The following is a 24,376-nucleotide window of genomic DNA, read 5'->3' as shown; positions in this document are numbered from 1 at the left end:
CGGTGGTGAATTGCCGTCGGTCAACCGACTCGGCGGATTCGCTGTCGCGAGGAGAACAAGATGATCACGAATCAGCAGGTCGAAGGACTCATGAGTAGTTCGGGCAATGTGGTGGGTCCAAACGGTGACCGGATCGGCGCCGTAGGTACCTTCTACCTGGACGACCAGACCGACGAACCGGCATGGGTCACCGTGAACACCGGCCTCTTCGGCACCTCGGAAACGTTCATTCCCCTCAGCGAGGCAACCGTTGAGGGCGCCGACGTCCTGGTGCCTTACTCCAAGGAGGAGGTTAAGAACGCGCCGCACATTGAAAGCGACGGTTCGATCAGCCCCGACGAGGAAGTCACCCTCTACCGCTACTACGGCTTCAGTTACGACGACGGATCCTCCGAGTCCGTCTCGGAAACCGACACCATCACTGAGACGCGGGACAGCAGCATGGGCAGCGGTACCGTTTCGGATTCACGGACCGCCGGCACGTCCACCAGTTCGGGCACGTCCAGCCTTTCCTCGTCCTCCGGGTCGGGCTCGGGCTCGGGTTCGGGTTCGGGCTCGGGATCCAGCGGAGACGACGCCATGACCCGTTCGGAGGAACGGCTCAACGTCGGCACCGAGAGCCGGGCAGTGGGCAAGGCGCGGCTGCGCAAGTACATCGTGACGGAGACCGTCACCAAGCAGGTGCCGGTCAGCCACGAGGAAGTGCGGATCGAGCGTGAGCCCATTACGGACGCCAATGCGGGTGATGCCCTCTCCGGCGCCGAACTCAGCGAAGACGAGCACGAAGTGACCCTCCACGCCGAAGAAGCAGTGGTGTCCAAGCACACCGAGCCGGTGGAGCGTGTCCGCCTGGATACCGAGACGGTCACCGGCACCGAGAGCGTCTCCGAGGAGGTCCGCAAGGAGCAGATCGACACGGACGTGAACGACAGCTCCTCCGGCCGCGGGAAGAAGTCCGGCGGGTCCGGTTCCGGGTCAGGTTCGTCCGGGTCCTCCGGGTCCGGGTCCGGGTCCGGCGGCAGCCGCTAGGTTCCAACTCTCCAACGCGCACGACGGCGGGTCCCGGGCTTCCGGGGTCCGCCGTTGTGCTGTGCGGGGTGGGGGGTGCAGGCCCGTGGGGCGCGGCCGCTGTGCTGGCTTGGGGGCTGGGGTTATTCGGGGGTCAACGGGTTCTGCTGAGCAGATAACGGGGTTATTCGCGGCGGTCCGGGTTCTGCTGAGCAGATAACGGGGTTATTCCCCGGGGCCTCGAATCTACTGAGCAGATAACGGGCTCTTCCCGGGGGTCCGGGATCTGCTGAGCACATAACGGGGTTGTCCGGTGGCCATAAGCGCATTATCTGCTCAGTAGATCAGTCCCGCACCGTGAATCGCGCGTATAGCCGGCTCGGAATCCCAGCAAGTGGTGCTGATGTTATTGGTGGGACTGCTTCTGCCATAGCAGCACCACCGAGCGGGATGTCCGGTGCCGCTTGTGTACAGCTGAAGCTGCCTGGCGGAACCGCAGAGGACCTCAGCTGTGAACCAGCCGACGCGGAGCCGAGCTGCGGGTTCATAGTGCAGTAGATGCTGCCTGTTGAGGTGCCGGACTGCATCTACTGCACACTAAATGTCGTCTGCGCGCACGGGGTCCCACGGTTTGGGGTTGGTGGTATCTGCTGAGGTCCCAACAGCACCAGGAGCACCACCCGGTGGGACGCTGTACTGTCGGGGAGACCCCAGGGTGCACGGAGTCCCACGGTGGGACGCTGTGCTGGGAGTCGGTCCCCGGCGCGCACGGGGTCCCACGGTTTGGGGCTGGTGGTTTCTACTGAGGTCCCAACAGCACCAGGAGCACCACCCGGTGGGACGCTGTGCTGGGAGTCGGTCCCAGCGCGCACGGGGCCCCACCTACACGGAGGACACCAGCCGGGCCGTCCGCTCCAGGACCTCCCGGCACGCGAGGATGGCCGGACGCTGGCTTCCTGCCTCCCGGACCGAGGTGAAGATGGTCCGCCGCGGCCGCCCCGGCAGATCCAGCAGCCGGACCGTCGGAGTGCGTCCGGTCCACACCAGTTCCGGCATGAGGCCGACGGCGTTGCCGGACTCGATCAGCCGGATCTGCGCCTGCAGGTCCGCCGTTTCATACCGGACATCCGGCTCGAACCCCGCCTGCCGGCACGCCTGCTCAGCCCAGTGCCGCGAGGCAGCCCCGCGGGGTTCCATCACCCAGGCACGGGACGCGGTGTCTGCGATGGACCGGACCTCACCGCCCTCCAACTCCCCGGCAGGCACCGCCAGATTGATAGCGTCCGTGGTGAGCTGCACCCGGTCCAGCCCGGGATGCCTGGGTGCCGCGTGCCCGGGGTACTGTTCGGCAATCACCAGGTCGAAATCCCGGGCCCAGGTTTCATAGAGGGCGGTTTCCGGTTCGCGCTGGGTCATTTCGATTCGCACCTCCGGATAATCCCGGCCAAGGATGGTCAGGGCATCCGGCATCAGGGCCAGAGCCGCGGATTGGAAGACAGCCAGCCGGACCGTTCCCGTCACGGTGATCAGGGACTCAGCCAGACCCGCTTCGGCCCGCTCCATGGCATCCAGGATGCCGGCCGCGTGCTCCACCAGGATCTCGGCCTGCGGAGTGAGCGTGACCCGCCGCCCGGTCTTGCGCAGCAGCGGCACCCCCACCTCCTTTTCCAGCAGGGCCAGCTGCTGCGACACCGAGGACGGGCTGAAGTTCAAGGCCGTGGCAACGGACGCCAGCGTGCCCCGGACTTTCAGTTCATGCAGCAGCCGCAGGCGGCGGATATCAAGCACGCGGGACGTCCTTCGAATTGATAAGGAGAGCCAACCTGTATTGGTTGGAAAAGATCGCTTTATCTAATTGAACTACAAGCGGATACTGGACCAGTACCCCCGGGGGGATAACCGCCTGTTAGATGAAAAGAGCACCAAGTCATGACCGACACCTATGAGGACCGCGCCACCGCCGACGCCGCCCCCAGCGCCGAGCTGGCAGAGCAGTCCGTCGCCCTTGTCCGCCGCTGGCTGACCGAGGCAGCTGCCGTGCCCGTGGACGCGTCCGCCGCCCAGCTGGCCGGGGTCCTCAAGGACCCGGACGGTCTGGGCTTCACCGTGGGCTTCGTCGACGGCGTTGTGCGCCCCGAAGATATCCGCGTCGCCGCCCGCAACCTCGCCGCTCTGGCCCCCCGTGTACCCGGATTCCTGCCCTGGTACATGCGTGCGGCCGTGCGCGCCGGCGGCATCCTCGGACCGGTTGTGCCGCAGGTGGTCATCCCCGCCGCCCGCAAGGTGCTGCGCGAAATGGTCGGCCACCTGATCGTTGACGCCACCGACGCCAAGCTCGGCAAGGCCATCGCGGGCATCCGCAAGGACAACACCCGGCTGAACATGAACCTCCTCGGCGAGGCCGTCCTCGGCCAGCACGAGGCAGCCCGCCGCCTGGAAGGCACCCACGCCCTCCTGGCCCGCGACGACGTCGACTACGTCTCCATCAAGGTCTCCTCCACCGTGGCCCCGCACTCCCCGTGGGCGTTCAACGAGGCCGTGCAGCACGTCATCGACTCCCTCACCCCGCTCTTCCTCCGCGCCGCGCAGTCCCCGGTGAAGAAGTTCATCAACCTGGACATGGAGGAGTACAAGGACCTGGAGATGACCATGGCGGTCTTCACCGGAATCCTCTCGCAGCCCGAGTTCAAAGACCTCGAAGCCGGCATCGTGCTCCAGGCCTACCTCCCGGACGCCCTCTCGGCCATGGTGCGCCTGCAGGAATTCGCCGCCGCCCGCCGCGCCGACGGCGGTGCCGCCATCAAGGTCCGCGTGGTCAAGGGCGCCAACCTGCCCATGGAACAGGTCGAAGCCTCCCTGCACGGCTGGCCGCTGGCCACCTGGCACACCAAGGCGGACAGCGACACCAACTACAAGCGCGTCATCAACTACGCCCTGCATCCGGACCGCATCAAGAACGTGCGGATCGGCGTTGCCGGACACAACCTGTTCGACGTCGCGTTCGCCTGGCTGCTGGCCGGGGAACGCGGCGTGCGGGACGGCATCGAATTCGAAATGCTGCTGGGCATGGCCGCGGGCCAGGCCGAGGTGGTGCGCCGCGACGTCGGCAGCCTGCTGCTCTACACCCCGGTGGTGCACCCGGCGGAATTCGACGTCGCCATTGCCTACCTGATCCGCCGGCTGGAGGAAGGCGCCAGCTCGGAGAACTTCATGTCTGCCGTGTTTGAGCTGGCCGACAACGAGGCATTGTTCGAACGCGAGAAGCTGCGCTTCGTGGCCTCGCTGGAGAACCTGGACACCGCCGTTCCCGCCCCGCACCGCGTGCAGGACCGGAGCCTCCCCGCCGTGGCCGCGGCCACGGACAGCTTCGACAACACCCCGGACAGCGACCCGTCGCTGCCCGCCAACCAGGCCTGGGGCCGGGGCATCCTCGCCCGTGTCCCCGGATCCGAACTGGGCAAGGCCGCCGTCGCAGCGGCAGCTGTTCAAAACGAGGAAGAGCTCGACGCCGTCATCAACACCGCCGTCACCAAGAGCAAGGCCTGGGGTGCCCTCAGCGGTGCCGAACGCGCCGAGGTCCTGCACCGCGCGGGCGAAGTCCTCGAGGCACGCCGTGCCGATCTGATGGAGGTTATGGCAGCCGAAACCGGCAAGACCCTGGACCAGTCGGACCCCGAGGTCTCCGAAGCCATCGACTTCGCGCATTACTACGCCGAGCTCGCCCGCGAACTCGACAACGTGGAGGGCGCCCGCTTCGTTCCGGCCCGCCTGACCGTGGTCACCCCGCCGTGGAACTTCCCGGTGGCCATCCCGGCCGGCTCGACCCTTGCGGCGCTGGCCGCCGGGTCCGCCGTCGTCATCAAACCCGCCCGCCAGTCCGCCCGCAGCGGTGCGGTCATGGTGGAAGCCCTCTGGGAAGCCGGTGTTCCGCGCGACGTCCTGCAGCTCGTCCAGCTGGGTGAAAAGGAACTCGGCCGCCAGCTGATCTCCCACCCGGCCGTGGACCGCGTGATCCTGACCGGCGGCTACGAGACCGCCGAACTGTTCCGCTCCTTCCGCCCCGATCTGCCGCTCCTGGCCGAAACCTCGGGCAAGAACACCGTGATCGTCACCCCGAGTGCGGACTTCGACCTCGCCGCCCGCGACGTCGCCGCGTCCGCCTTCGGGCACGCCGGGCAGAAGTGCTCCGCCGCGTCGCTGGTGATCCTGGTCGGTTCCGTGGCTCGGTCCCAGCGCTTCCGGAACCAGCTCGTGGACGCCGTCCAGTCACTGAAGGTCGGCTACCCCGAAGACCCCACCACGCAGATGGGCCCGGTCATCGAGCCCGCCGCCGGCAAGCTCCTTCGGGGCCTTACCGAACTGGGCGAGGGCGAAACCTGGCTGCTGCAGCCGGAACAGCTCGATGAGAGCGGCCGGCTGTGGAGCCCGGGCATCCGCACCGGTGTCCGCCGCGGCTCGGAGTACCACCTCACCGAGTACTTTGGCCCGATCCTGGGCGTTATGACCGCCGCTACCCTCGAAGAGGCCATCGACATGGCCAATGACATCGACTACGGCCTCACCGCGGGCCTGCACTCCCTTGAGCCCGCGGAAATGGACGTCTGGCTGAACCGCATCCAGGCGGGCAACCTGTACGTGAACCGCGGCATCACCGGCGCCATCGTCCGCCGCCAGCCGTTCGGCGGCTGGAAGAAGTCCGCCGTGGGTGCGGGCACCAAGGCCGGCGGTCCGAACTACCTGATCGGCCTGGGCAACTGGGAAGCCGTAAACGGCAGCTCCGAAGCAGCCGTTGAACTGCCCGCAGCAGCGCCGGCAGCACGCCTGGTCGCCGCCGCAGAATCGGCCGGCTCGGTCTTCACTGCCGACGACGCCGCCTTCCTCCGCCGCGCTGCGAACAGCGACGCGCGTGCCTGGAACAGTGAATTCGGCACCGCGAAGGACGTGTCCGCCCTGTCCGCCGAGCGCAACGTGTTCCGGTACGTTCCCGTTCCGGTCACCGTGCGCCTCGCCGAAGGTCAGCCCGCAGCCCGGCTCGTCCGGGTCCTGGCCGCAGCGCTGACCGCAGGATCGAACGTGTCCGTGTCCGCCGCCGTCGACCTCCCCGCCGGAGTGCGGGCCGTCCTGACCGAACTCGGACTTGAGTTCAAGATTCAGGACGACGCCGCCTGGCTGGCTTCGGCTGCCTCGCTGACCTCCGGTCGGGTCCGGCTCATCGGCGGCTCCGCCCCGGCGCTGGCCGAAGCCACCGGCGGCACCCCGGACATCGCGGTCTACGCCCAGCCCGTCACCGAATCCGGCCGCCTGGAGCTGCTGCCGTTCCTGCACGAGCAGGCCGTCAGCATCACCGCGCACCGCTTCGGAACGCCGAACTTCCTCTCGGACGCGCTGATCTAGGCGTTCACCGGAGGCTCGGACTCCGACGCCGGGCGGGAAGCACGCAGCAGGAAACGCTGCAGCTTTCCGCTCGGCGTTTTTGGCAGCTCCTCCACAAAGTGCACCGCCCGCGGATATGCATGGGCGGCATACTGCGTCTTGACCAGCTGCTGCAGTTCCGCCGCCAGCTCGGGGGAGCCGGAGCCGGAGCGGAGCACCACGTACGCTTCGAGCCGTTCCCCGCGCAGCTCGTCCGGCACGCCGATCACGGCGCTCTCCGCCACCTCCGGATGCGTGGCCAGGACGGATTCGACCTCGAACGGGCCGATCCGGTAACCGGCCATGATGATCACATCGTCATCCCGGGCGGAGAAGTAGGTGTAGCCTTCGGCGTCGCGTGACCCGGTGTCTCCGGTGTAGTACCAGCGGCCGTCGCTGCTGTAGCGTTCGGCGGTCTTCTGCGGATTGTCCGTGTAGCCGCGGAACCACATCAACGGGCTGGCCGGAACGTCAACGGCCACCCGTCCCTTCTCGCCCGGCGCGGCCGGAGAGTCTTCTTCCAGCGACAGCACTTCGGTGCGGTAGCCGGGCAGGGCGTGGCCCATCGAGCCGGGGCGGATCTCGCGGGACACCGATTCCTCCCAGCCGTTCACAATGCACATCCCCATTTCCGTCTGCCCGTAGTGGTCCCGGACGGGAGTGCCCAGGCAGCGGGTGGCCCAGCTGATGGTTTCCGCGTCCAGGGGTTCGCCCGCACTGGAGGCGCGCTGCAGCACCAGGGGGCCGACGCCGTCGGGCGCCTCGGCCCGCAGCGAACGGAAAATGGTGGGCGCCGCGGCGAAGTTCGTGACGCCGAACCGCTCCAGGACCTGCCAGCACAGCTTCGCGCTGAAACTGCCGCGCAGCAGCAGGTTCCGGCGGCCCGCAGCCAGCGGCGCCAGGATCCCGTAGTACAGGCCGTAGGCCCAGCCCGGATCTGCAGCGTTCCAGAACACGTCCTCCTCCCGCACATCCAATCCGTAGGAGAAGTACGCGGAAAACGCTTCGAGCGCTGACACCGGCACGGGAACTCCCTTGGGCGCCCCGGTGGTGCCCGACGTGAAGATTTCCACCAGCAGGTCCTCCGGGTCCAGGACTGCCGGGGGCATTCCGGGCTGCTCGGCGGACAGCAGCTGAAGCCAGTCTTGAACCCCGGCGGCTGCATCCCCGGCGGTCCCGGCGGCCAGGACCGTGAGTCCAAGGTCGGAAACCAGCGGTGAAACCTTGTCCAGCTGGTTTGCGTCGGCGACCACCACCCGGGCTCCGCTGGCGGCCAGCCGGACGGAAACGGCAGGCGTGGCAAACGCGGTGAACAGCGGCACATGGACCGCCCCCAGCCGCCACAGGCCCAGCAGCACTGTCACCAGGTCGCCGCTCTTGCCCATCAGCGTTGCCACCCGGTCCCCGCGGCGTACCCCCAGCCGGGCAAGCGCAGCTGCTGCCCGCTCCGAGCTTTCCCGTAGTTCCCCGTAGGTCAGGTCCGTGGCCGAGAGGTCCTGCTCAATGACGGTAAAGGCCACCGAGTCGGCGGGATGCCGGTCGCACAGCAGTGCGGCGGGCGCCACCGGTTCCTGGACAGTGAGGGCGTTGAACATGTTGTGCGGCTCCGTTCCATCAAGTGTGCCGTGGATCACTCCCGCGGCCGTAGTCTCCATGCTAGGCCGACGCCGGCTTAGCCGGGGACATTGTGTCCTCGCCGGGCAGCGGCCCATGATGGGGACCGTATGCGGGCCGAGCCGGAGCGAGGCGGGGCCGGCAGGGCAGGCAGGGCAACCGGGAGGCGGGACCATGGACCTCAGTGGAAAGAATGCGGTGATTTACGGCGGGGGCGGCGGCATTGGCTCAGCCGTGGCGCAGGCCTTCGCACGGGAGGGGGCGCGGGTGTTCCTCGCCGGCCGCACGCCCGGACCGCTCGAAGCGGTGGCGGATCGGATCCGGCAGGCCGGGGGAACGGCGGACACGGCCCTGCTGGATGCCACGAACGAGCGGGCGGTTAACGAGCATGCCGACGACGTGGTGGCGGCAGCCGGCAGCCTGGACATCTCCATGAACGTGATCCAGCACGGGGATGTGCAGGGGACGCCCATGGCCGAAATGTCCGTGGCTGATTATCTCCGGCCGGTCGCCACCGCCGTCGAGACCTTTTTCCTAACCTCGCAGGCCGCAGCACGGCATATGATGCGCCAGCGGTCAGGGGTGATTCTGGTGTTCGGCGGCTCGGGGGATCCGGTGCCCGGCCTGTTCCTGGGCGGGCTGCAGACAGCTTTTGAGGCGATGGAGTCCATGCGCCGCCAGCTCTCCAGCGAGCTGGGGTCCTACGGGATCCGGGTGCTGACCCTGCGCAGCGGCGGGGTTCCGGAAACACTGCCGGAAAACATGGAAGGCGCCGGCGAGATTGCCGACGCCATGGTCCGCTCCACGATGCTGGGCCGCGCGGCCACCCTGGACGACGTCGGCAACGTGGCGGCCTTCGCCGCCTCGGACCGTGCCGCCAGCATGACAGCGGCGACGCTGAACATCAGCGCCGGTGCCCTGATTGACCGCTGATTCCGCCCGGGAGGGGAACCCCTACTCTTTCCAGAGGCTGAAATCGTCCATGCTGGCCGCCGTCCGCTGACCGGTGGACTCGTCGCGGATCCAGACCGTGGACAGGCCGGGGGCGGTGTCCTGGACCTCGCCGCGCAAATACGTGGTGCCGCCGCTGCGGGCTTCAATGGTGTCGCCGCGACGAAGGGAACGGATGCTGCGCACGCGCCTGGCGCGCGACGTCGTGGATTGGGAGTGGGCGTTAGCTACCGGCAAAATGCGTCTCCTGTTTAGTTGATGCTTACAGTAACCACGGCTTGGCTGTTAAATATTCCCGTTCACGCATGGACTCCTGACCGGAGGGCGCCGGACAGGTACGATTCGGCCATGGATATCGTCGATTTCCTGGTCACCCGTTTCCAGGAAGACATTTCCGAAGCCCGCAAACTACTCGCATCCTCCGACGTTTCACTCTCCGACCGCTGGTATGAGGAACGGTTGCTGAAGGAATGCGAAACGAAGCTCATGCTCATCGAGATCATCGGGGGCGCCCGCCGCCATGCCCTTTCGCGCATGGTGGTGGACCCCGACGAGGATCCCCAGTTCCGCGAGGAGCTGGAGTGGACGCGGCTGGCGCTCTCCGCCCTCGCTGCCGTCCACGAAGACCATCCGGATTTTCAGGACAATTGGCGCCTCACGCAGGAACACCCCTAGCGGGCGGGCGGCGGACCCCGGAGGTGCGTTCGGCGGGGCCGGGGCCATAGATTGGTTTTATGAGTGAAAAGCCCAAAGCCCCGTCCACCCCGGATCTTCTCCATCAGCTTGCCGATTTTCACAAGGTAGCCACCACCTTCACCGGATGGGACGGTTCCGAGCAACCGGTTTCGGACTCCACGCTGCGCAGCGTCCTTTCCGCCATGGGCCTGGCCACCGATTCAGAGCAGGACTTGGAGCGGTCCCTGACCGAGTCAAAGGCAGCCGCATGGAAGCGCCCGCTGCCGCCCACCGTCGTCGTCCGCCAGGGTCAGCCCGGCAGCGTGCCGGTCCACCTGCCGCCGGGCAGCTCCGCGCAGCTGACCCTCCGCCTGGAAGACGGCTCGGAGCAGGAACTGGACTGGCCTTCCACGCCCGAGGAGGAACGCGACGTGGACGGCTCAGCCGTGGCACGCACCATGGTTCCCCTGCCCAAGGGACTGGAACTGGGCTGGCACCGCCTGGAAGCGGTAAGCGGCGGCACCTCCGGCAGCGCCGTGCTGGTGGTCACCCCGGACCGACTCGACACTGCGGACGCGCTGGAAGCCGACCGCGCCTGGGGCGTGCAGGCGCAGCTGTACTCCGTCCGCTCCTCCCGGTCCTGGGGGATCGGAGACCTTACCGATTTGGCGGACCTTGCCGCCGTTGCGGGCACGGATTACGACGCCGGGTTCGTCCTGATCAACCCGCTCCACGCTGCGGAGCCCGTTCCCCCCATCGAGCCTTCCCCGTACCTCCCCACCACTCGGCGGTTCTTCAACCCGCTGTACATCCGGGTGGAAGCAGTACCCGAATACGCCTACCTCACCGACGACCGGCGCCAGGCGGCCGAAGAAGCGGCCCGATCGCTGTACCCGGCCAACACCTCCGCGGCGGAACTGGACCGCAACGCCAGCTATGCCGCCAAACTGCAGGCACTGCAGGATGTGTACCAGGTGGAGCGCAGCCCGGGCCGGCAGAAGCAGTTCGACGCCTTCAAGGCCGACGCCGGGCAGGGCCTGGAAAACTTCGCCCGCTGGTGTGCCCTGGCCGAGGAACTGGCCCCCGGCGCCCCGGAATGGGCCGAGGCCACCGGCCCGGACAGCGACTACGTGATCCGGCAGCTGCCCCGGCTGCAGGAACGGATTGACTTCTTCAAGTGGCTGCAGTGGATCTGCGACGAGCAGCTCGAAGCCGTCCAGCGGGCCGCAAAGAAGGCCGGCATGGGAATCGGCGTCATTCATGACCTCGCCGTGGGGGTGCACCCCAGCGGCGCCGACGCCTGGATGCTCCGCGATGTGCTGACCTCCGGCATTTCCGTGGGCGCTCCGCCGGACATGTTCAACCAGCGCGGCCAGGACTGGAGCCAGCCGCCGTGGCATCCGGGACGCCTGGCCGAGTCCGGCTATGCCGCTTACCGGGACATGATCCGCACCATCCTCCGGCATGCCGGCGGTATCCGCGTGGACCACATCCTGGGCCTGATCCGGCTCTGGTGGATCCCGCAGGAGGCCGGGTCGCCGGGCGAGGGCGCGTACGTCTACTACGACCACGAGGCGATGATCGGCATCCTGGCGCTGGAAGCCCAGCGGGCCGGCGCCGTCGTCATCGGCGAAGACCTGGGCGTATTCGAGCCGTGGGTCCAGGAATACCTCGCCGAGCGCGGGGTGCTGGGCACCTCCATCCTGTGGTTCGAGCAGACCGAGGACGGCCCCCGGGCACCCGAGGAATACCGGGTGGGCGCGCTGACCAGCGTCAACACCCATGACCTCCCGCCGACTGCCGGCTACCTGGCCGGCGAACACGTGAACCTGCGCGAATCCCTGGGCCTGCTCAACCGGCCGGTGGAGGAAGAGCGGAAGGCGGACAGCGAGGCGCAGGAGGCCGTGCTGGACGCGCTCCGGCAGCGCGGACTGCTGCCGGAGTCCGCCTCGGATCAGGTGGCCGGGCAAATGCACGGCGAGGAAGTGCAGCAGACCGTGGAGGCGCTGCACGAATTCATCCTGCAGACTCCCTCTGTGCTCCTGGGAGTGGCCCTGGCGGATCTGGTGGGCGAGAAAAAGACCCAAAACCAGCCGGGGACGGCCGATGAGTATCCGAACTGGCGGATCCCCCTCTGCGGTCCCGACGGCGAGGCGGTGCTGCTGGATGACCTGGAGCAGAACGAAAGGTTCCGCTCCCTGGCAGCCCTGATGCAGAAGGGGATCTAGGGTTCCACTCCGCCCTCGCCTCCGGGCGTTGCGGAGATTTCGTCTCAGCACCGGTGCGGTGGTCTGCCTTGCGGACCACCGCACCGCTTTTTTGTGCGCTTCCCGGGGTCCCTGCCGGTATGGGAAAAATAATACTGTTGACATTCTCAACGATCCGGGGTGGCATGGAGCCAGCCGCCGTCACGGGTTCATGGAGCCACCGTCCGGGGTCACGGCCAGGGCACCACTCTTACCACCACAATGAAGAGGTAGGTCATGAGGAACACGATCACCAGGAAACTGTCCACCGCTGCGGCAGGCGGCGTGCTGCTGGCACTGGCACTGACCGGCTGCTCCGGTTCGACTGGCGGCTCCGAGGCCGAGTCGTCGCCGTCGGGCAGTGAAAGTTCCGGTACCGGTGAAATGCAGCAGGTAGTGGTGGGGGTGCTGTCCATCGCGCCGTCCTCAGCCATGCAGTACGGCATTGACGAAGGGATTTTCGAGAAGCACGGGCTGGAAATAGAGCTCCAGCGGGGCCAGGGCGGTGCGGCCATGCTGCCCGCGGTCTCCACCGGTGATATCCATTTTGCCGTGGGTAACCCGCTGTCGGTCATGGTGGCCAAGGACAAGGGCCTGGATATGCAGATCGTCTCCGGGTACTCGAATTCCCTCTCCGAGGGCAATGACATCAACGGCGTGGTGGCCCGCGCGGACTCCGGGATCACGTCCTTCGCGGATCTGGAAGGCAAAACCACTACCGTCAACGCGGTCAATACCCAGGGTGATCTGACCATCATGGAAAGCGCCGCCCTGGCCGGCGCCGATCCGGAGCAGATCAAGTTCAACGAGCTGCCCTTCCCGGATATGGAAGCCCAGCTCGAGCTCGGCAACACGGATGCAATCTGGCTGCCCGAGCCTTTCCTGAGCCGCGCCCTGGCCAATCCCGACTATGTCCTGGTGGGCTATCCGAACCAGGAAGCGGTCCCCGGGATGCCTACGATGGTCACGTTTACCTCCGGCCGGTACGCGGAGGAAAACGCGGAAACCGTCACGGCGTTCAAGGAAGCCGTCACCGAAACGCTCACCCAGGCGCAGGCCAACATCGACGACGTCCGCGCCACCCTTCCGGCGTTCATGGATATGGACCCGGCAGTCGCCGAGAACCTGGCCATGGAGGAGTTCGATGCCGAACTTCGAAGCGACCAGCTGGACGATATGGGTGCCCTCATGCTGAAGTACGAGTTTGTGGCAAAGGAACCGGACGTCGATGCCATGACGGTGCAGTAGCGCCATGGAAAACCAGGGGCTGGGATCATGGATACACCGCCGGCGCCTGAAGTCCGCCGGCCGGACGGCACTGGTCTTCCAGGGCCGGGGCATCAGCTACACGGAGCTGGACGAGCGGATCAACCGGCTGGCACAGGCACTGCGGGCCTCCGGCGTGGACCACGGCTCCCGGGTGGCCTTCCTCGGGGATAACCATCCCGCCTTCCTGGAGACGTTTTTCGCCGCCGGAACCCTGGGCGCCGTCTTTGTTCCGCTGAACACCCGCCTGGCACCGCCCGAGATCCGGTTTGCGCTGCAGGATTCGGGCAGCACGGTCCTGGCGTACACCGGTGCGCTGGCCCGGCTGGCGCGGCTGGGATCGGCCGGCACCGCGGTGGCGGTGCGGCTGGAGGTCGCCGACGGCGCCGCGCCGGAGGTCGGTCCGGCCGCGGACGAGGCGACAGTGGACGAGTCGGGCGGGGAGCCCGTGTCCGACTTCGACGCCGTGATTGCCGGGGCGTCCCCGGACCGGCTGGACCTGCCCGTCCGGGGAGAGGACGGGGCGATGATCCTCTACACCTCCGGCACCACCGGCCAGCCCAAAGGCGCCCTGCTGTCCCACGCGAACCTGGCCTGGAACTGCTACAACGTGCTGGTGGACTATGACGTGTCCGGGACCGAGGTCGCCCTGATGATCTCCCCGATGTTCCACGTCGCCTCCCTGGACATGGGCGTGCTGCCGGTGCTCCTCAAGGGCGGAACGGTGGTGCTGGAAACCAGGTTCGAACCGGGCCGCACGCTGGCCGCGATTGAACAGTATGCGGCTACCTACATCAGCGGCGTGCCCACCACGTACCAGATGCTGTGCGAACATCCGGACTGGGACAAGCGGGACATCAGCTCGCTGACCACCATTACCTGCGGCGGATCCGCAGTGCCCCTGCGCGTCCTGGAGGCCTACGAAGCCCGCGGCCTGTCCTTCTCCAACGGCTACGGAATGACGGAAACGGCTCCGGGCGCCACGGCGCTTCCCGCCGCGCGGTCCCGGGAAAAGGCCGGCTCCGCCGGACTGCCGCACTTTTTCACCGACGTGCGGGTCGCGGGCCCGGACGGCGGGGTGCTCCCGGCGGGGGAGGTGGGGGAGATCCAGATTTCCGGCCCCAACGTCATCCGCTCCTACTGGAACCGGCCCGACGCCACCGCGGAGGCCTACGCGGAGGATGCATGGTTCCGGTCGGGGGACATGGGCTATTTCGACGACGACGGATACCTGTTCATTTCCGACCGGCTGAAGGACATGATCATTTCCGGCGGGGAGAACATTTATCCGGCCGAGGTTGAGCAGGCCATTGCGGAACTGGAGGCCGTGGCTGCCGTTGCCGTGATCGGAGTGCCGGACAGCAGATGGGGCGAAGTGCCCCGTGCGGTCATCAGCCTGCGGAAGGGATACGGGCTGACGGCCGAAGAAGTACAGCAACACCTCTTCGGCCGGCTGGCCCGGTACAAAGTGCCGCGCACCGTGACGATGGTGGAGGACTTTCCCCGAACGGCGAGCGGAAAGATCCGCAAGGCTGAGCTGCGCCGGCAGTATTCGGGTTGAGTGCGGCACAAATGAAACAGGCGGGGAGCCGATGCTCCCCGCCTGCCATTTGTGATGATCCCTTCCGGGGCTACTGCTCCAGCTTCATGGCCTTGCGCATGGTCAGTGCGCCTCCGCTCTGCAGGACGGCCCGCCGGTAGATCCTGGCGGCGAAGGACAGCAGCGCGTAGGCCGCGGCCAGCGCAAGGGCCAGCGACGCGAGGGTCTGCCACAGCGGCACGTCCGAGTTGAGCATCCGGATGGGCATGGCTACGGAGGAAATGACCGGCACGAACGAGGCGATGACCAGCAGCTGTCCCTTGGCGAACAGACCGGCGAAGAGTGCCGCGAAAATGATGGCCATCACCGGAGTGGAGCTGCTGTTCAGGTCCTCGGAACGGCTGGCCATGGCGCCGAGCATCGCCCAGCCGGCGGCGAGGATCAGGAACCCGACCAGGAAGAAGACCAGGAACCAGCCGGACACCGGAATGATGGATCCCACCATATCCGCGGTTCCGGTGAGGTTCAGCGTCAGCAGGGCCACCCCGCCGTAGAGTGCCAGCTGCACCACGGCCAGGATGGTGTTGCCGATGACCTTGCCGTAGAGGAGCTGGCGGATGGGGATGGCGGTGGCCAGGATCTCCACCACCCGGTTCTGCTTTTCTTCGAGCACGGAGGTGGCAATGGCCATGCCGAACAGGATCGTGGCCATGTAGAAAAGGAAACTGAACGCGAAGCCAATGACGGAGGCGATGACGGCCTGCTCGGCGTCGCCTTCCAGCAGGGCTTCGTCCAGCTCGCTGCCTGCCGTCAGTTCCGCGGCCGTGGTACCCGCGGCGGCGGCATTGGCACTGATGACATAGCCGGTCAGGGCTTCGGAGACCGGCCCGCGCAGCCCGGAATCGATCTCGTCCTTCCCGGTCAGGGTCCAGTTGCCGTTCTCCTCCTGCAGCAGCGCGGCGTCGGCCTCTTCGTCGCGGACCAGCTGCAGGGCAGCCTCCGGGGAGTCAGCTGTCACGGCTTCGAAGGAGGTATTGCCGTCATTTTCAGAGCCGGCGGCGTCCGCGGCGGCGATGATTTCGGTGGCGGCGGAATCGGCCACGGCCACCGTGTGGTCCGAGCCGCGGGCGGACATGTAGGCGTTGAAGAAAACGGTGCCACCGATCAGCAGCAGGGTCACCAGGGTGGAAAGCAGGTAGGTGCGGTCGCGCATTTTGACCATGACTTCGCGCAGCGTCACGATTGCCCAGGCCGGGGTGTTGTCCGGGGCTTCCGGAGTCTGCCCGGGCGTAGCGACGGGGGTGCGGATTTCGGTGCTCATGCTGTCACCTCACGGTAGATGTCGCTCAGGGAAGGACGGATGGGGGCGAATTCCTGCACCGTGCCGCGGGAGAGCGCGGCGGCCAGGGTGCGCTGGGCGTGTACGTCGTCGTCGAACTCCACGAGTGCGGAGGGACCGGCCACATCGATGACGGTGAGCCCGGTTTCCTCGCGCAGCCAGCCGGCGTCGGGGGAGACCGTGATGCGGTGCCGCCGGGGTGCCGTGGCGCGCAGATCGTCGCCGGTGCCGGCGGCCATCAGGCGGCCATTCTGCAGGACCACGAGGTTGTCGCAGAGCCGGTCCACCAGGTCCAGCTGGTGGCTGGAGAACAGCACCGGCACGCCGGCCGCGGTCCGTTCGCGCAGCAGCTCCACCATGGAGTCGACCGCGATCGGATCCAGTCCGGAAAACGGCTCGTCCAGGATCAGGGCGGTGGGCCGGTGCAGCAGCGAGGCGGCGATCTGCACGCGCTGCTGGTTGCCCAGGGAGAGCGATTCGAGCTTGTCCTTGCTCCGGTCGGCCAGATTAAACCGGTCCAGCAGTGCCAGTGCCTCGCGCCGGGCGGAGGACTGGCTCATCCGGTGCAGCTGGCCGAGGTAGACCAGCTGGTCGATGATGGGCTGCTTGGGGTAGAGGCCGCGCTCTTCGGGCATGTACCCGAACTGTGCCCGCTGCGCGGCGGTCACCGGGGAACCGTCCAGCAGCACGTCGCCGGAGGTGGCGGTCAGCACGCCCATGATCATGCGCATGGTGGTGGTCTTGCCGGCGCCGTTCGCGCCGACGAAGCCGGTCATGCGGCCGGACGGAATGTCGAACGTGACGTCGTCGACGGCGGTCTTGTCCCCGAAGCGTCGGGTGAGGTTGCGGACCTGCAACATGGGCTGTTCCTTTCAGCGGAAGCCGGGCCTGGCGGTTGTTTTCTGCTTCGAGCTTAGGCAGAAGGGCGCCGGAGCGGATCGGCCGCGGGGTGGAACCTGCGGGGCTCAGCCGGCGGCGGGCTTATCCCCCGGGAGGATGAGGCCGGACTCGTACGCGAACACCACGGCCTGCACCCGGTCCCGGACCTGGATCTTGCCCAGCAGGTTGGAGACGTGGGTTTTGACGGTCGCTTCGGCCACAAACATGCCCGCGGCAATCTCGGCATTGCTGCGCCCGGCGGCCACGTTCACCAGCACTTCGCGCTCGCGGGAGGTGAGCGAAGCCAGCAGTTTCCGCTGCTGGCTGGAGCCGGCCGGCGGACGCATCCCGGCAGCCGGGGTGTCCGCCGGATTTGTCGGCGACCCCGCGGCCTCGGCATGCAGCTGCCGGGCGAATCGCTCGATCACCCGGACGGTCATCTCCGGTGCCAGCAGGGCATGGCCGGAGGCCACCGCATGGACCGCTGCGACCAGGTCATCCGGATCGGAGTTCTTGAGCAGGAAGCCGCTCGCCCCGGCACTGATGGCGTCAAACAGGTAGTCGTCGCGTTCAAAGGTGGTGAGGATGATGACCTTCGCGGTGCCGGCCTGCACCACCTGTTCGGTGGCCCGGATGCCGTCGAGCACCGGCATCTGCACGTCCATGAGGATGATGTCCACGGGATGCGCCGCAGCGAAGTCCACCGCTTCGCGGCCGTTGGCGGCCTGCCCCACCACCTCGATTTCGTCTTCAACTGAAAGCATCATGGCAAACCCCGCCCGCAGCAGGGCCTGGTCATCGGCCAGCAGGACCCGGATCGGTTCCATCGACTTGTGTCTCTCCTTTTCGCAGGGGCATGCCCCAGCCCACGGCACGGTACCGCCCCCGGCACCCACGGTAGCGGTCAACGCACCGGAAAGCGGACCCTGACGCGCCAGCCGCCGCCGGACCGCGGACCTATTTCGGCGATGCCGCCGTGCAGGTCAGCACGCTCACGGATGCCCCGGATGCCGAAGCCGGACCCCGCAGTGTCCCCGGCGCGCGGCCTGCCGTTGTCCACGGTTTCGACTTCCACCCAGCGGTTCCCTGTCTCCGTGGTGCCGGTCCGGAGCGCCACGACGGCGGCCCCTGCGGTGGAGTGCCTGCGGACGTTGGCGAGGGACTCCTGAACGGTGCGGTAAATGGAGAGGCCCATGGGTGCGGGGACCCGGTCCAGGGCGCCGGGAGCGTCCTCGGACCGGTGGTAGGACACCGACAGTCCCGGTTGCTCCTGCACCAGTTCGGGGAGGTCCGCCAGGCCGGGCTCCGGACTGCGCCGCGCACCGCCGTCGGACTCTGGGCCCGGGTCCTCGCCGGCGCGGAGCACGCCCAGCAGGGAGCGCATCTGCTCGACCGCCTCCCGGGAGGAGGCCTCAATGGTCTGCAGGGCGCCCGCCGTAGCTTCCGGCTTTTTCTCCAGCACGCGCCGTGCCGCGCCGGCCTGGACGCCGATCACCGAGATGTGGTGCGCGACGACGTCGTGCAACTCCCGTGCAATGCGCAGCCGCTCGTCCAGCACCGCCTGCCGGGCCAGTTCCGTCGCCTGGAGTTCCAGCTGTGCGGACTGCCGGACAAGAAGTTCACGCTGGTGCGCGCTGCGCCAGGCACTCATGCCGAACATGATGGCTCCGCCGAAGAACGCCGCGTTGATCGCCAGGTTGTACAGGGCCAGGGAAACCAGCGGCGGCAGGAATCCGCGGTAGGTGTCATCGCCTTCCGTGATCCGTTCCAGCATGCCGTCATAGGAGGACGAGACGGTGAAGGAGAGGATGACCCACAAGGCCATCACCGCAATAACCACGGTGGTGCCGAGCCAGAGCATCCTTCGGTCCTTCGCCCATGCCACGGCGGTGTAGAGCGAGGCGAAATAGGCCGCCTGGAAGGTCATCTGGGTGGCGACCATGGGCACCAGCAGTCCCAGGCCCAGGAACACGGCGCTGCAGACCAGCATGACCGCCACCGGGTAACGTCGGCGCACCACCAAGGGCAGGATGATCAGAGCCAGCGCCAGGTGCTGGATCCAGATGGGCTCGGTTTCCCCGGCCAGGGCGCCGATTCCGCGGCTCACCTCCAAAATGAACGCGGAGGCCAGCAGCAGGACCAGGGTTCCGACGACGTCGTGGCGCTGCTGGTCGCGGGTGGGCCCCGGGCGTTCCCAGTCCTCGCCGGTCCGCCAGGGGAGGCGGGTGAGCCAGCGCGGCCGCGTCTTCTGGTGCTGCTCTGCGGCGGCGTTGGCCCGGTCGAAGGCCATGGTCTCGATCATGGTGCCCAGTCTAGGAGCCGCACGGTGCGCGGGGGCTCCGCCGCGGGGATGAGCGACCGGGGGATGAGAGAGTCTGCCGCTGGGGTGCGGCTCGAGCCCGGCGCCCGGGGATGCCCCGGGTGCCGGTGGGCTGCCCAGTCTGCCGCCGTCGTCGTACCGGAAACGGCCCGGGAGGGACCCGCACCGCTGTGCTGGAGCGAAAGGAGTGATTTACTGCGTAGTAGAGGCAGCCCGGACGGCAGCCGGCCATCAGCGTAGATGACAGGACTTACAGCATGTTTGTACAGGAAGCACAGGCGATCCTGCCTGAACTGGTGGCCCTGCGGCGGGAGCTGCACCGGGACCCGGAGACCGGAATCAACCTGCCCCGGACGCAGGAAAAAGTCCTTGCCGCCCTGGAGGGGCTGGACCTGGACATCACTTTGGGGGTCAAGACCACCTCCGTGGTCGCCGTACTGCGCGGAGCCGAACCCGGCCCGACGGTCCTGCTGCGCGGCGACATGGACGCACTGCCGGTGAGTGAACTGACCGATCTGGACTATGCCTCCACCAACGGCGCCATGCACGCCTGCGGACACGACCTGCATGTGGCCGGCCTCGTGGGTGCCGCCCGCCTGCTCTGTGCCCAGCAGCAGGACCTCTCCGGCAACGTGATCTTTATGTTCCAGCCGGGGGAGGAGGGGCACGACGGTGCGAGCCTGATGCTGGACGAGGGAGTGCTCGACGCCGCCGGGGAACGTCCCGTCGCCGCCTACGGCATCCATGTGCGTCCCGGTCCGCTGGGGGTCTTCCGGACCAAGCCCGGCACGCTGATGGCCGGAGCGAACGAATTGAGGATTACGGTGAAGGGATCCGGCGGGCACAGCTCGCAGCCGCAGACAGCCATCGATCCGGTGCCCGCCCTGACCGAAATCGCGACGGCGCTGCAGATTATGGCCACGCGCCGGTTTTCCGCGTTCGATCCGATTGTGCTCACCGTTACACAGCTTTCCGCCGGGGAGGCGATCAACGTTATTCCCGATACCGCCAGCCTCGGCGCCTCGGTCCGCACCCTCTCGGAGGAATCCCTGGACCGGGTGATCGTGGAGTCCAAGGCGCTCGCCGAGGGAATTGCCTCCGCACACGGGTGCACCGCGGAGGTGGACTTCACCATCCGGTACCCGGTCACCCGCAACGACGCGGACCGGACTCGCGAGGCCGTCACCGGACTGCGGGAGATCTTCGGCGAGGACCGGGTGCTCGAATCCCGGGATCCGCTGATGGGTTCCGAGGATTTCTCGCTGATACTCAATGAGGTTCCCGGCACCTTCCTCTTCCTGGGAGCGACGCCGCCGGAAGTCAATCCGGTCACCGCCGCCTGGAACCATTCCCCGCGGGTGGTCTTCGACGACGCGGTGCTGGGGGACCAGGCCGCCGCCCTGGCGCAGCTGGCCTACAACCGGCTCACCTGAGCACACCTGCCGTTGACCGCACCCCTGCCCCGGCCGGGGCGGGGGTGTTAGCGTCGGGAGCATGTCTCCCTTCTCGAAGGTCCTTGCCCTTGCCGCCCGCCCCGCACCGCCGACGTCGAAACCCCGCCGCTGGGCCGCCGTCGGCCTCGGGACGTTCCTGGCCTTTGCCGGCACCTCGCACCTGACCTTCGCCCGGCAGGAGTTCCAGGCGCAGGTGCCCGAATGGGTACCGCTGGGGGAGGACGCCGTGGTGCTGCTCTCCGGCGTCGCCGAGATCAGCCTCGGCGCGGCGCTGATCCTGCTGCCGAAGCGGCGGGTGCCGGTGGGCCTGGCCGCGGCTGCCTTCTTCATCGCGATCTTCCCGGGCAACATTTCCCAGTACGTCACGCATACGGACGCGTTCGGCCTGGAGTCCGACGGCGCCCGGCTGGCCCGGCTGTTCTTCCAGCCGCCGCTGGTGCTGTGGGCACTCTGGTCCACCGGTGCATGGAAGGCGCTGCGGGGCGGGCTGAAGGGCTGACTCTCAGGGAGCGGGGACATCTACTGCACTATGAACGCGCCGGAGCCTTCGAATCCGGCGCAACATCCAGCCACTGGTGTCCGCTTCCCGTTGTAACAACACGCGCCCCTGTCGTCACACAGTGCGGGAAAACCGCGCCGGAACCCCCTGCAGGCAGCATCAGCTGCGCACGGTCGCGTCCTACGGGTTTAGGGAGGAAAGCCGCGGGCGCCGGGGGTATTGCGCATTAGGCTACTGGTCGGTACAGTGCAGAAACCGATAATGTCTGGTGTCTTTCGCAGGCAATGCTGCCCCGTGCACAAGGAGATTCAATGAAGAATACTCGCTCCCTCGCAATCGCAGGCACCGCGCTCGCGGTCAGCCTGTTGACCCTACCCGGATGTGCCGCCTCCGAGGAAGCGGCTGCCAAGCCCGCCGGTTCCGCCGGCGCGGAGTCGAAGGGAGAGATCGCCTTCTTCACTCCGTCCTCCCAGATCGACGTCGTCGCGGCGCTAGCCGACGGCGTGGTCGAGTACTTCGAGGGTGAGGGGTACACCGTCACCATCCAGGACGCTGGCTTCGACGCGGTGAAGCAGGCCCAGCAGATCCAGCAGGCCATCGACACGCGCAGCATCGTGGGGGCGTGGATCATGCCCGTGGCGCCTGAGACCGCTGCTCAGAGCATCGCGGCGCTGCAGGCGGCGAAGATTCCCGTGGTTGTGGAGGGTCCGCCCATGTCGGTCGGATTAGAGGGACCTCAGCCGGGAATCGCGTTCGACGAGCCGGACTTCATGAAGTACGGGACGATGATCGGCGACACCGCAGCGACGTGCGCCGTTGACGGCGAAGGGCGCGAGGCGCTGTTCCTGATGCCGCCTGATGCCGCCGGCGGCACAGAGCAGGTCATCGGTGCCATCGAAGATTCCTTTGCAGCCGGAGCCCCGGACGTCCCCATCGTCGCGACCGGCGAGGCTGCGGACATTTCGAGTGCACAGACCACCGTCTCGCAGCTCCTCATCGCCAACCCCGATGCGAACGTCATCATTGCGGCGAGCGACGAGACCGCGCTCGGTGCGGCGGGTGCCTTCAAGGCTGCCAACAAGACTCCGGCCTGCATCGTGGCCGGAGGCGGCGGTGACGCGGCCGTGGCCGCGCAGGAGGCCGGAGACATCACGGCGGTCGTCAGCTGGGACTACTCCACCGCCGTTGACGAGGCCGGAGCAGACCTCATTCGCCTGATGTCTGACCCCACCTCCAAGGGCGGGATCATCGAGACTCCGGTTAAGGCTACGGGCGGTAACTGAATATGGCGCTGGTTACCCGGGCCGACACGGTGAGTCAGCTTTCGCCGAACAACGCCCTGCCGTGGAAGATCCGTGGTCTGCTCCTGATCCGTGACCAAGGCCTCCTGGCACTCTTCATCGCGATCATCATCGTCTTCGCGTTCTGGGGGGCACCGTACTTCCTCACCCTCCCCACCGCTATCTCGATATTGAACGCGGCAGCGATCGCGAGCATCTTCGCCGCGGGTGTCGCTGTGGGGATTATGACGGGAGTGCTGGACCTCTCGGTGCCTGGCACAGCCGCATTGGCCGGCGTCGTCACCGGGCGCCTCCTTCAGGAGGGGCTGCCGGTGGGGGCGGCGATCATGTTCGGCTTGCTGACGGGACTCGTCGTGGGTCTTGTCAACGCCGTGGTCGTGCTCCGGGGGTTCAATCCCCTCATCGTCACCATCGCCATGCTCAGCGTGCTCAGTGGTGCATCGCTCCTGATCGCCGGCAGCTACAACATCTCGGGGCTCACCCAGCTGGTGTTCATGGGAACGCGGACATATTTCGGCATTCCCGCACCGGTGTACATCGCGGTGGTCCTCTTCATCATCCTCACTGTGTTCCTCAAGTTCACCCGCGGGGGGACGCGTCTGCTGGCCGTCGGCGGCAGCGCCGAGGCCGCCCGCCGCGTCGGCATCGCGGTTAACTGGTACCGCATCCTCGGCTTCGCGATCTCGGGTCTGTGCGCAGCCCTCGGAGGAATCGTGACGGCGGCCTACATTACGACCGCGGTCCCGAGCGCCAGCGTGGGCACCGTCTTCACCGCAATGACAGCTGTTGCGCTTGCCGGGGTGCCGTTCGTCGGTGGGCGGGGGAGCCTCCCTCGAGTCGGACTCGGCGTGATCGTGGTAGCGACAATCTCCGCCGGACTGCTGCTGGCGAAGGTGCCGGCGGACTGGTCTTCCGTGGTGACGGGCGTGCTGCTGGTCGGCGGTCTCGGCCTCAACATGTGGACGACAAACACAACGTCAAAGCTCCTTCTCGCCAGCAGCGACGACGGCGCGAAAAGAGGAACACGATGAGCGACGCCGCACTGGAACTGAAAGACATCTCTGTTCACTACGGATATGCGCGCGCCCTGGAGCGAGTATCCCTGGCTGTCCGGCCAGGCGAGGTCGTCGCGCTGTTGGGCGACAACGGTGCCGGCAAGTCGACGCTTCTGAAGGTCATGTCGGGTGCGCATAGCCCCAGTTCCGGGGAGATCCTGGTGCACGGGCGCCCGGTGGATTTCAAGTCGCCGCGGGATGCTTCCGGGGCAGGGGTCCAGATGGTGTACCAGGATCTCGCACTGGTGGAGGCGATGGATATTGCCGGGAACCTCACCCTGGGCCGGGAGCAACTCAAGCGTGGTCCTCTCGGATGGCTCGGCTTTCTCGACCACAAGGCGATGCGGCGCGAGTCGGAGCGCGAACTCGACGAACTGGGAATCCGGACGGCGCCGGTGACTCGCCCCGTCGAGATGCTGTCCGGTGGGCAGCGCCAGGTAATCGCCATCGCTCGGGCAAGCGCGCGCCTGCCCGAGCAGGGCATCCTCCTCATGGATGAGCCGACGGCTGCGCTCGGACACGAGCAGACCGAACTCGTCGAGGAGCTCATCAAGACCCTCGCGGCGCGAGGCACCTCGATCGTCGTGGTCACGCATAACCTTCCCCTCGCCTTCGCCGTGTCCAATCGCACCGTCGTCCTCAACCGCGGGCGCAAGGTGGCAGATATCGCGACGCAGTCAGTCGACAAGGAAAGCGTCATCGGCTGGATTACGGGAGCCTCCGTCCAAGAGGGCATGCTGGCCTCCTGAGCTGCACGCAGAGGGGGGAGGCGGGGCGACCAGCGCCTCTACCTCCCCCTTTTTCACGGCTAGCTCTG

At 67.3% G+C, this 24,376-nt stretch carries 19 protein-coding genes; 12 read left to right on the top strand and 7 right to left on the bottom strand.

The features are described 5' to 3' along the window. Positions 1-60: 60 nt before the first annotated feature. Positions 61-1,029 carry a YsnF/AvaK domain-containing protein gene (locus NNX37_RS03855; RefSeq protein ID WP_255790980.1) on the top strand — a complete coding sequence of 323 codons (969 nt, stop codon included), beginning with the start codon at positions 61-63 and terminating at the stop codon, positions 1,027-1,029. Between the two features lie 861 nt (positions 1,030-1,890). On the opposite strand, the gene NNX37_RS03850 is transcribed toward NNX37_RS03855, so the two are convergent. Beyond that, a complete protein-coding gene (locus tag NNX37_RS03850; RefSeq protein ID WP_255790979.1) occupies positions 1,891-2,796 on the bottom strand; it encodes a LysR substrate-binding domain-containing protein in 906 nt (301 codons plus the stop codon). A gap of 141 nt (positions 2,797-2,937) precedes the next feature. Between NNX37_RS03850 and NNX37_RS03845 the strand changes: the two genes are divergently transcribed. Continuing rightward, positions 2,938-6,402 (top strand): bifunctional proline dehydrogenase/L-glutamate gamma-semialdehyde dehydrogenase, encoded by a 3,465-nt coding sequence (locus NNX37_RS03845; RefSeq protein ID WP_255790978.1) that lies wholly within the window; start codon positions 2,938-2,940, stop codon positions 6,400-6,402. Here NNX37_RS03845 and NNX37_RS03840 read toward each other — a convergent pair. Continuing rightward, a complete protein-coding gene (locus NNX37_RS03840; protein ID WP_308206301.1) occupies positions 6,399-8,075 on the bottom strand; it encodes an AMP-binding protein in 1,677 nt (558 codons plus the stop codon). The genes NNX37_RS03845 and NNX37_RS03840 overlap by 4 nt on opposite strands. A gap of 133 nt (positions 8,076-8,208) precedes the next feature. Here NNX37_RS03840 and NNX37_RS03835 point away from each other — a divergent pair, with 133 nt between their 5' ends. After that, a complete protein-coding gene (locus NNX37_RS03835) occupies positions 8,209-8,967 on the top strand; it encodes an SDR family NAD(P)-dependent oxidoreductase (protein WP_255790977.1) in 759 nt (252 codons plus the stop codon). A 21-nt stretch (positions 8,968-8,988) separates the two neighbouring features. Here NNX37_RS03835 and NNX37_RS03830 read toward each other — a convergent pair whose 3' ends face one another. After that, entirely contained in the window at positions 8,989-9,222 is a 234-nt protein-coding gene (locus NNX37_RS03830) for a hypothetical protein (protein WP_255790976.1), read from the bottom strand. Between the two features lie 111 nt (positions 9,223-9,333). On the opposite strand from NNX37_RS03830, the gene NNX37_RS03825 reads away from it, so the two are divergent. The 4 genes from NNX37_RS03825 (at position 9,334) to NNX37_RS03810 (ending at position 14,733) form a co-directional block, all read left to right on the top strand. Further along, positions 9,334-9,660: a DUF6221 family protein gene (locus NNX37_RS03825; RefSeq protein WP_255790975.1), complete on the top strand. Its 327-nt coding sequence runs from the start codon at positions 9,334-9,336 to the stop codon at positions 9,658-9,660. A 59-nt stretch (positions 9,661-9,719) separates the two neighbouring features. Further along, positions 9,720-11,888, top strand: a complete 2,169-nt coding sequence (malQ, locus tag NNX37_RS03820) for a 4-alpha-glucanotransferase (protein WP_255790974.1) — start codon at positions 9,720-9,722, stop codon at positions 11,886-11,888. Between the two features lie 255 nt (positions 11,889-12,143). Next, on the top strand, positions 12,144-13,154 hold the full coding sequence (locus NNX37_RS03815) for an ABC transporter substrate-binding protein (protein WP_255790973.1): 1,011 nt from the start codon (positions 12,144-12,146) through the stop codon (positions 13,152-13,154). 4 nt (positions 13,155-13,158) lie between these two features. Further along, positions 13,159-14,733, top strand: a complete 1,575-nt coding sequence (locus NNX37_RS03810) for an acyl-CoA synthetase (protein ID WP_255790972.1) — start codon at positions 13,159-13,161, stop codon at positions 14,731-14,733. Positions 14,734-14,803: 70 nt separating this feature from the next. Here the strand turns inward: NNX37_RS03810 and NNX37_RS03805 are convergent, their stop codons facing one another. The 4 genes from NNX37_RS03805 to NNX37_RS03790 form a co-directional block, all read right to left on the bottom strand. Beyond that, positions 14,804-16,033 carry an ABC transporter permease gene (locus NNX37_RS03805; RefSeq protein WP_255790971.1) on the bottom strand — a complete coding sequence of 410 codons (1,230 nt, stop codon included), beginning with the start codon at positions 16,031-16,033 and terminating at the stop codon, positions 14,804-14,806. Continuing rightward, the gene (locus NNX37_RS03800) at positions 16,030-16,911 is read right to left on the bottom strand and encodes an ABC transporter ATP-binding protein (RefSeq protein WP_255790970.1); all 882 of its coding nucleotides are present in this window, start codon (positions 16,909-16,911) and stop codon (positions 16,030-16,032) included. Before NNX37_RS03800 ends, NNX37_RS03805 begins: the two co-directional genes overlap by 4 nt. Positions 16,912-17,016: 105 nt before the next feature. Beyond that, complete coding sequence (locus tag NNX37_RS03795; protein ID WP_255790969.1) at positions 17,017-17,757, bottom strand: response regulator; 741 nt, start codon at positions 17,755-17,757, stop codon at positions 17,017-17,019. 77 nt (positions 17,758-17,834) lie between these two features. Beyond that, on the bottom strand, positions 17,835-19,232 hold the full coding sequence (locus tag NNX37_RS03790) for a sensor histidine kinase (protein WP_255790968.1): 1,398 nt from the start codon (positions 19,230-19,232) through the stop codon (positions 17,835-17,837). A 275-nt stretch (positions 19,233-19,507) separates the two neighbouring features. Between NNX37_RS03790 and NNX37_RS03785 the strand changes: the two genes are divergently transcribed. The 5 genes from NNX37_RS03785 (at position 19,508) to NNX37_RS03765 (ending at position 24,308) form a co-directional block, all read left to right on the top strand. Next, positions 19,508-20,683 carry a M20 metallopeptidase family protein gene (locus NNX37_RS03785; RefSeq protein ID WP_255790967.1) on the top strand — a complete coding sequence of 392 codons (1,176 nt, stop codon included), beginning with the start codon at positions 19,508-19,510 and terminating at the stop codon, positions 20,681-20,683. 61 nt (positions 20,684-20,744) lie between these two features. Continuing rightward, positions 20,745-21,203 (top strand): DoxX family protein, encoded by a 459-nt coding sequence (locus NNX37_RS03780; RefSeq protein WP_255790966.1) that lies wholly within the window; start codon positions 20,745-20,747, stop codon positions 21,201-21,203. Between the two features lie 311 nt (positions 21,204-21,514). After that, complete coding sequence (locus NNX37_RS03775) at positions 21,515-22,486, top strand: sugar ABC transporter substrate-binding protein (protein ID WP_255790965.1); 972 nt, start codon at positions 21,515-21,517, stop codon at positions 22,484-22,486. Between the two features lie 29 nt (positions 22,487-22,515). Further along, positions 22,516-23,535 carry an ABC transporter permease gene (locus NNX37_RS03770; RefSeq protein WP_255790964.1) on the top strand — a complete coding sequence of 340 codons (1,020 nt, stop codon included), beginning with the start codon at positions 22,516-22,518 and terminating at the stop codon, positions 23,533-23,535. After that, positions 23,532-24,308 carry an ATP-binding cassette domain-containing protein gene (locus tag NNX37_RS03765; protein WP_255790963.1) on the top strand — a complete coding sequence of 259 codons (777 nt, stop codon included), beginning with the start codon at positions 23,532-23,534 and terminating at the stop codon, positions 24,306-24,308. Before NNX37_RS03770 ends, NNX37_RS03765 begins: the two co-directional genes overlap by 4 nt. The last annotated feature ends 68 nt before the right edge of the window (positions 24,309-24,376 follow it).

The sequence above is a fragment of the Arthrobacter zhaoxinii genome, assembly GCF_024385505.1.
GTDB classification, from domain to species: domain Bacteria; phylum Actinomycetota; class Actinomycetes; order Actinomycetales; family Micrococcaceae; genus Arthrobacter_B; species Arthrobacter_B zhaoxinii.
The sequence above is the reverse complement of the archived record's forward strand: the minus strand, read 5'-3'. Positions and strand labels throughout refer to the sequence as shown.

Coding starts and splice junctions, on each gene's coding strand:
- NNX37_RS03855 (WP_255790980.1), top strand. CDS start 61: ATGATCACGAATCAGCAGGTCGAAGGACTCATGAGTAGTTCGGGCAAT.
- NNX37_RS03845 (WP_255790978.1), top strand. CDS start 2,938: ATGACCGACACCTATGAGGACCGCGCCACCGCCGACGCCGCCCCCAGC.
- NNX37_RS03840 (WP_308206301.1), bottom strand. CDS start 8,075: ATGGAGACTACGGCCGCGGGAGTGATCCACGGCACACTTGATGGAACG.
- NNX37_RS03835 (WP_255790977.1), top strand. CDS start 8,209: ATGGACCTCAGTGGAAAGAATGCGGTGATTTACGGCGGGGGCGGCGGC.
- NNX37_RS03825 (WP_255790975.1), top strand. CDS start 9,334: ATGGATATCGTCGATTTCCTGGTCACCCGTTTCCAGGAAGACATTTCC.
- malQ (WP_255790974.1), top strand. CDS start 9,720: ATGAGTGAAAAGCCCAAAGCCCCGTCCACCCCGGATCTTCTCCATCAG.
- NNX37_RS03815 (WP_255790973.1), top strand. CDS start 12,144: ATGAGGAACACGATCACCAGGAAACTGTCCACCGCTGCGGCAGGCGGC.
- NNX37_RS03810 (WP_255790972.1), top strand. CDS start 13,159: ATGGAAAACCAGGGGCTGGGATCATGGATACACCGCCGGCGCCTGAAG.
- NNX37_RS03805 (WP_255790971.1), bottom strand. CDS start 16,033: ATGAGCACCGAAATCCGCACCCCCGTCGCTACGCCCGGGCAGACTCCG.
- NNX37_RS03800 (WP_255790970.1), bottom strand. CDS start 16,911: ATGTTGCAGGTCCGCAACCTCACCCGACGCTTCGGGGACAAGACCGCC.
- NNX37_RS03795 (WP_255790969.1), bottom strand. CDS start 17,757: ATGGAACCGATCCGGGTCCTGCTGGCCGATGACCAGGCCCTGCTGCGG.
- NNX37_RS03790 (WP_255790968.1), bottom strand. CDS start 19,232: ATGATCGAGACCATGGCCTTCGACCGGGCCAACGCCGCCGCAGAGCAG.
- NNX37_RS03785 (WP_255790967.1), top strand. CDS start 19,508: ATGTTTGTACAGGAAGCACAGGCGATCCTGCCTGAACTGGTGGCCCTG.
- NNX37_RS03780 (WP_255790966.1), top strand. CDS start 20,745: ATGTCTCCCTTCTCGAAGGTCCTTGCCCTTGCCGCCCGCCCCGCACCG.
- NNX37_RS03775 (WP_255790965.1), top strand. CDS start 21,515: ATGAAGAATACTCGCTCCCTCGCAATCGCAGGCACCGCGCTCGCGGTC.
- NNX37_RS03765 (WP_255790963.1), top strand. CDS start 23,532: ATGAGCGACGCCGCACTGGAACTGAAAGACATCTCTGTTCACTACGGA.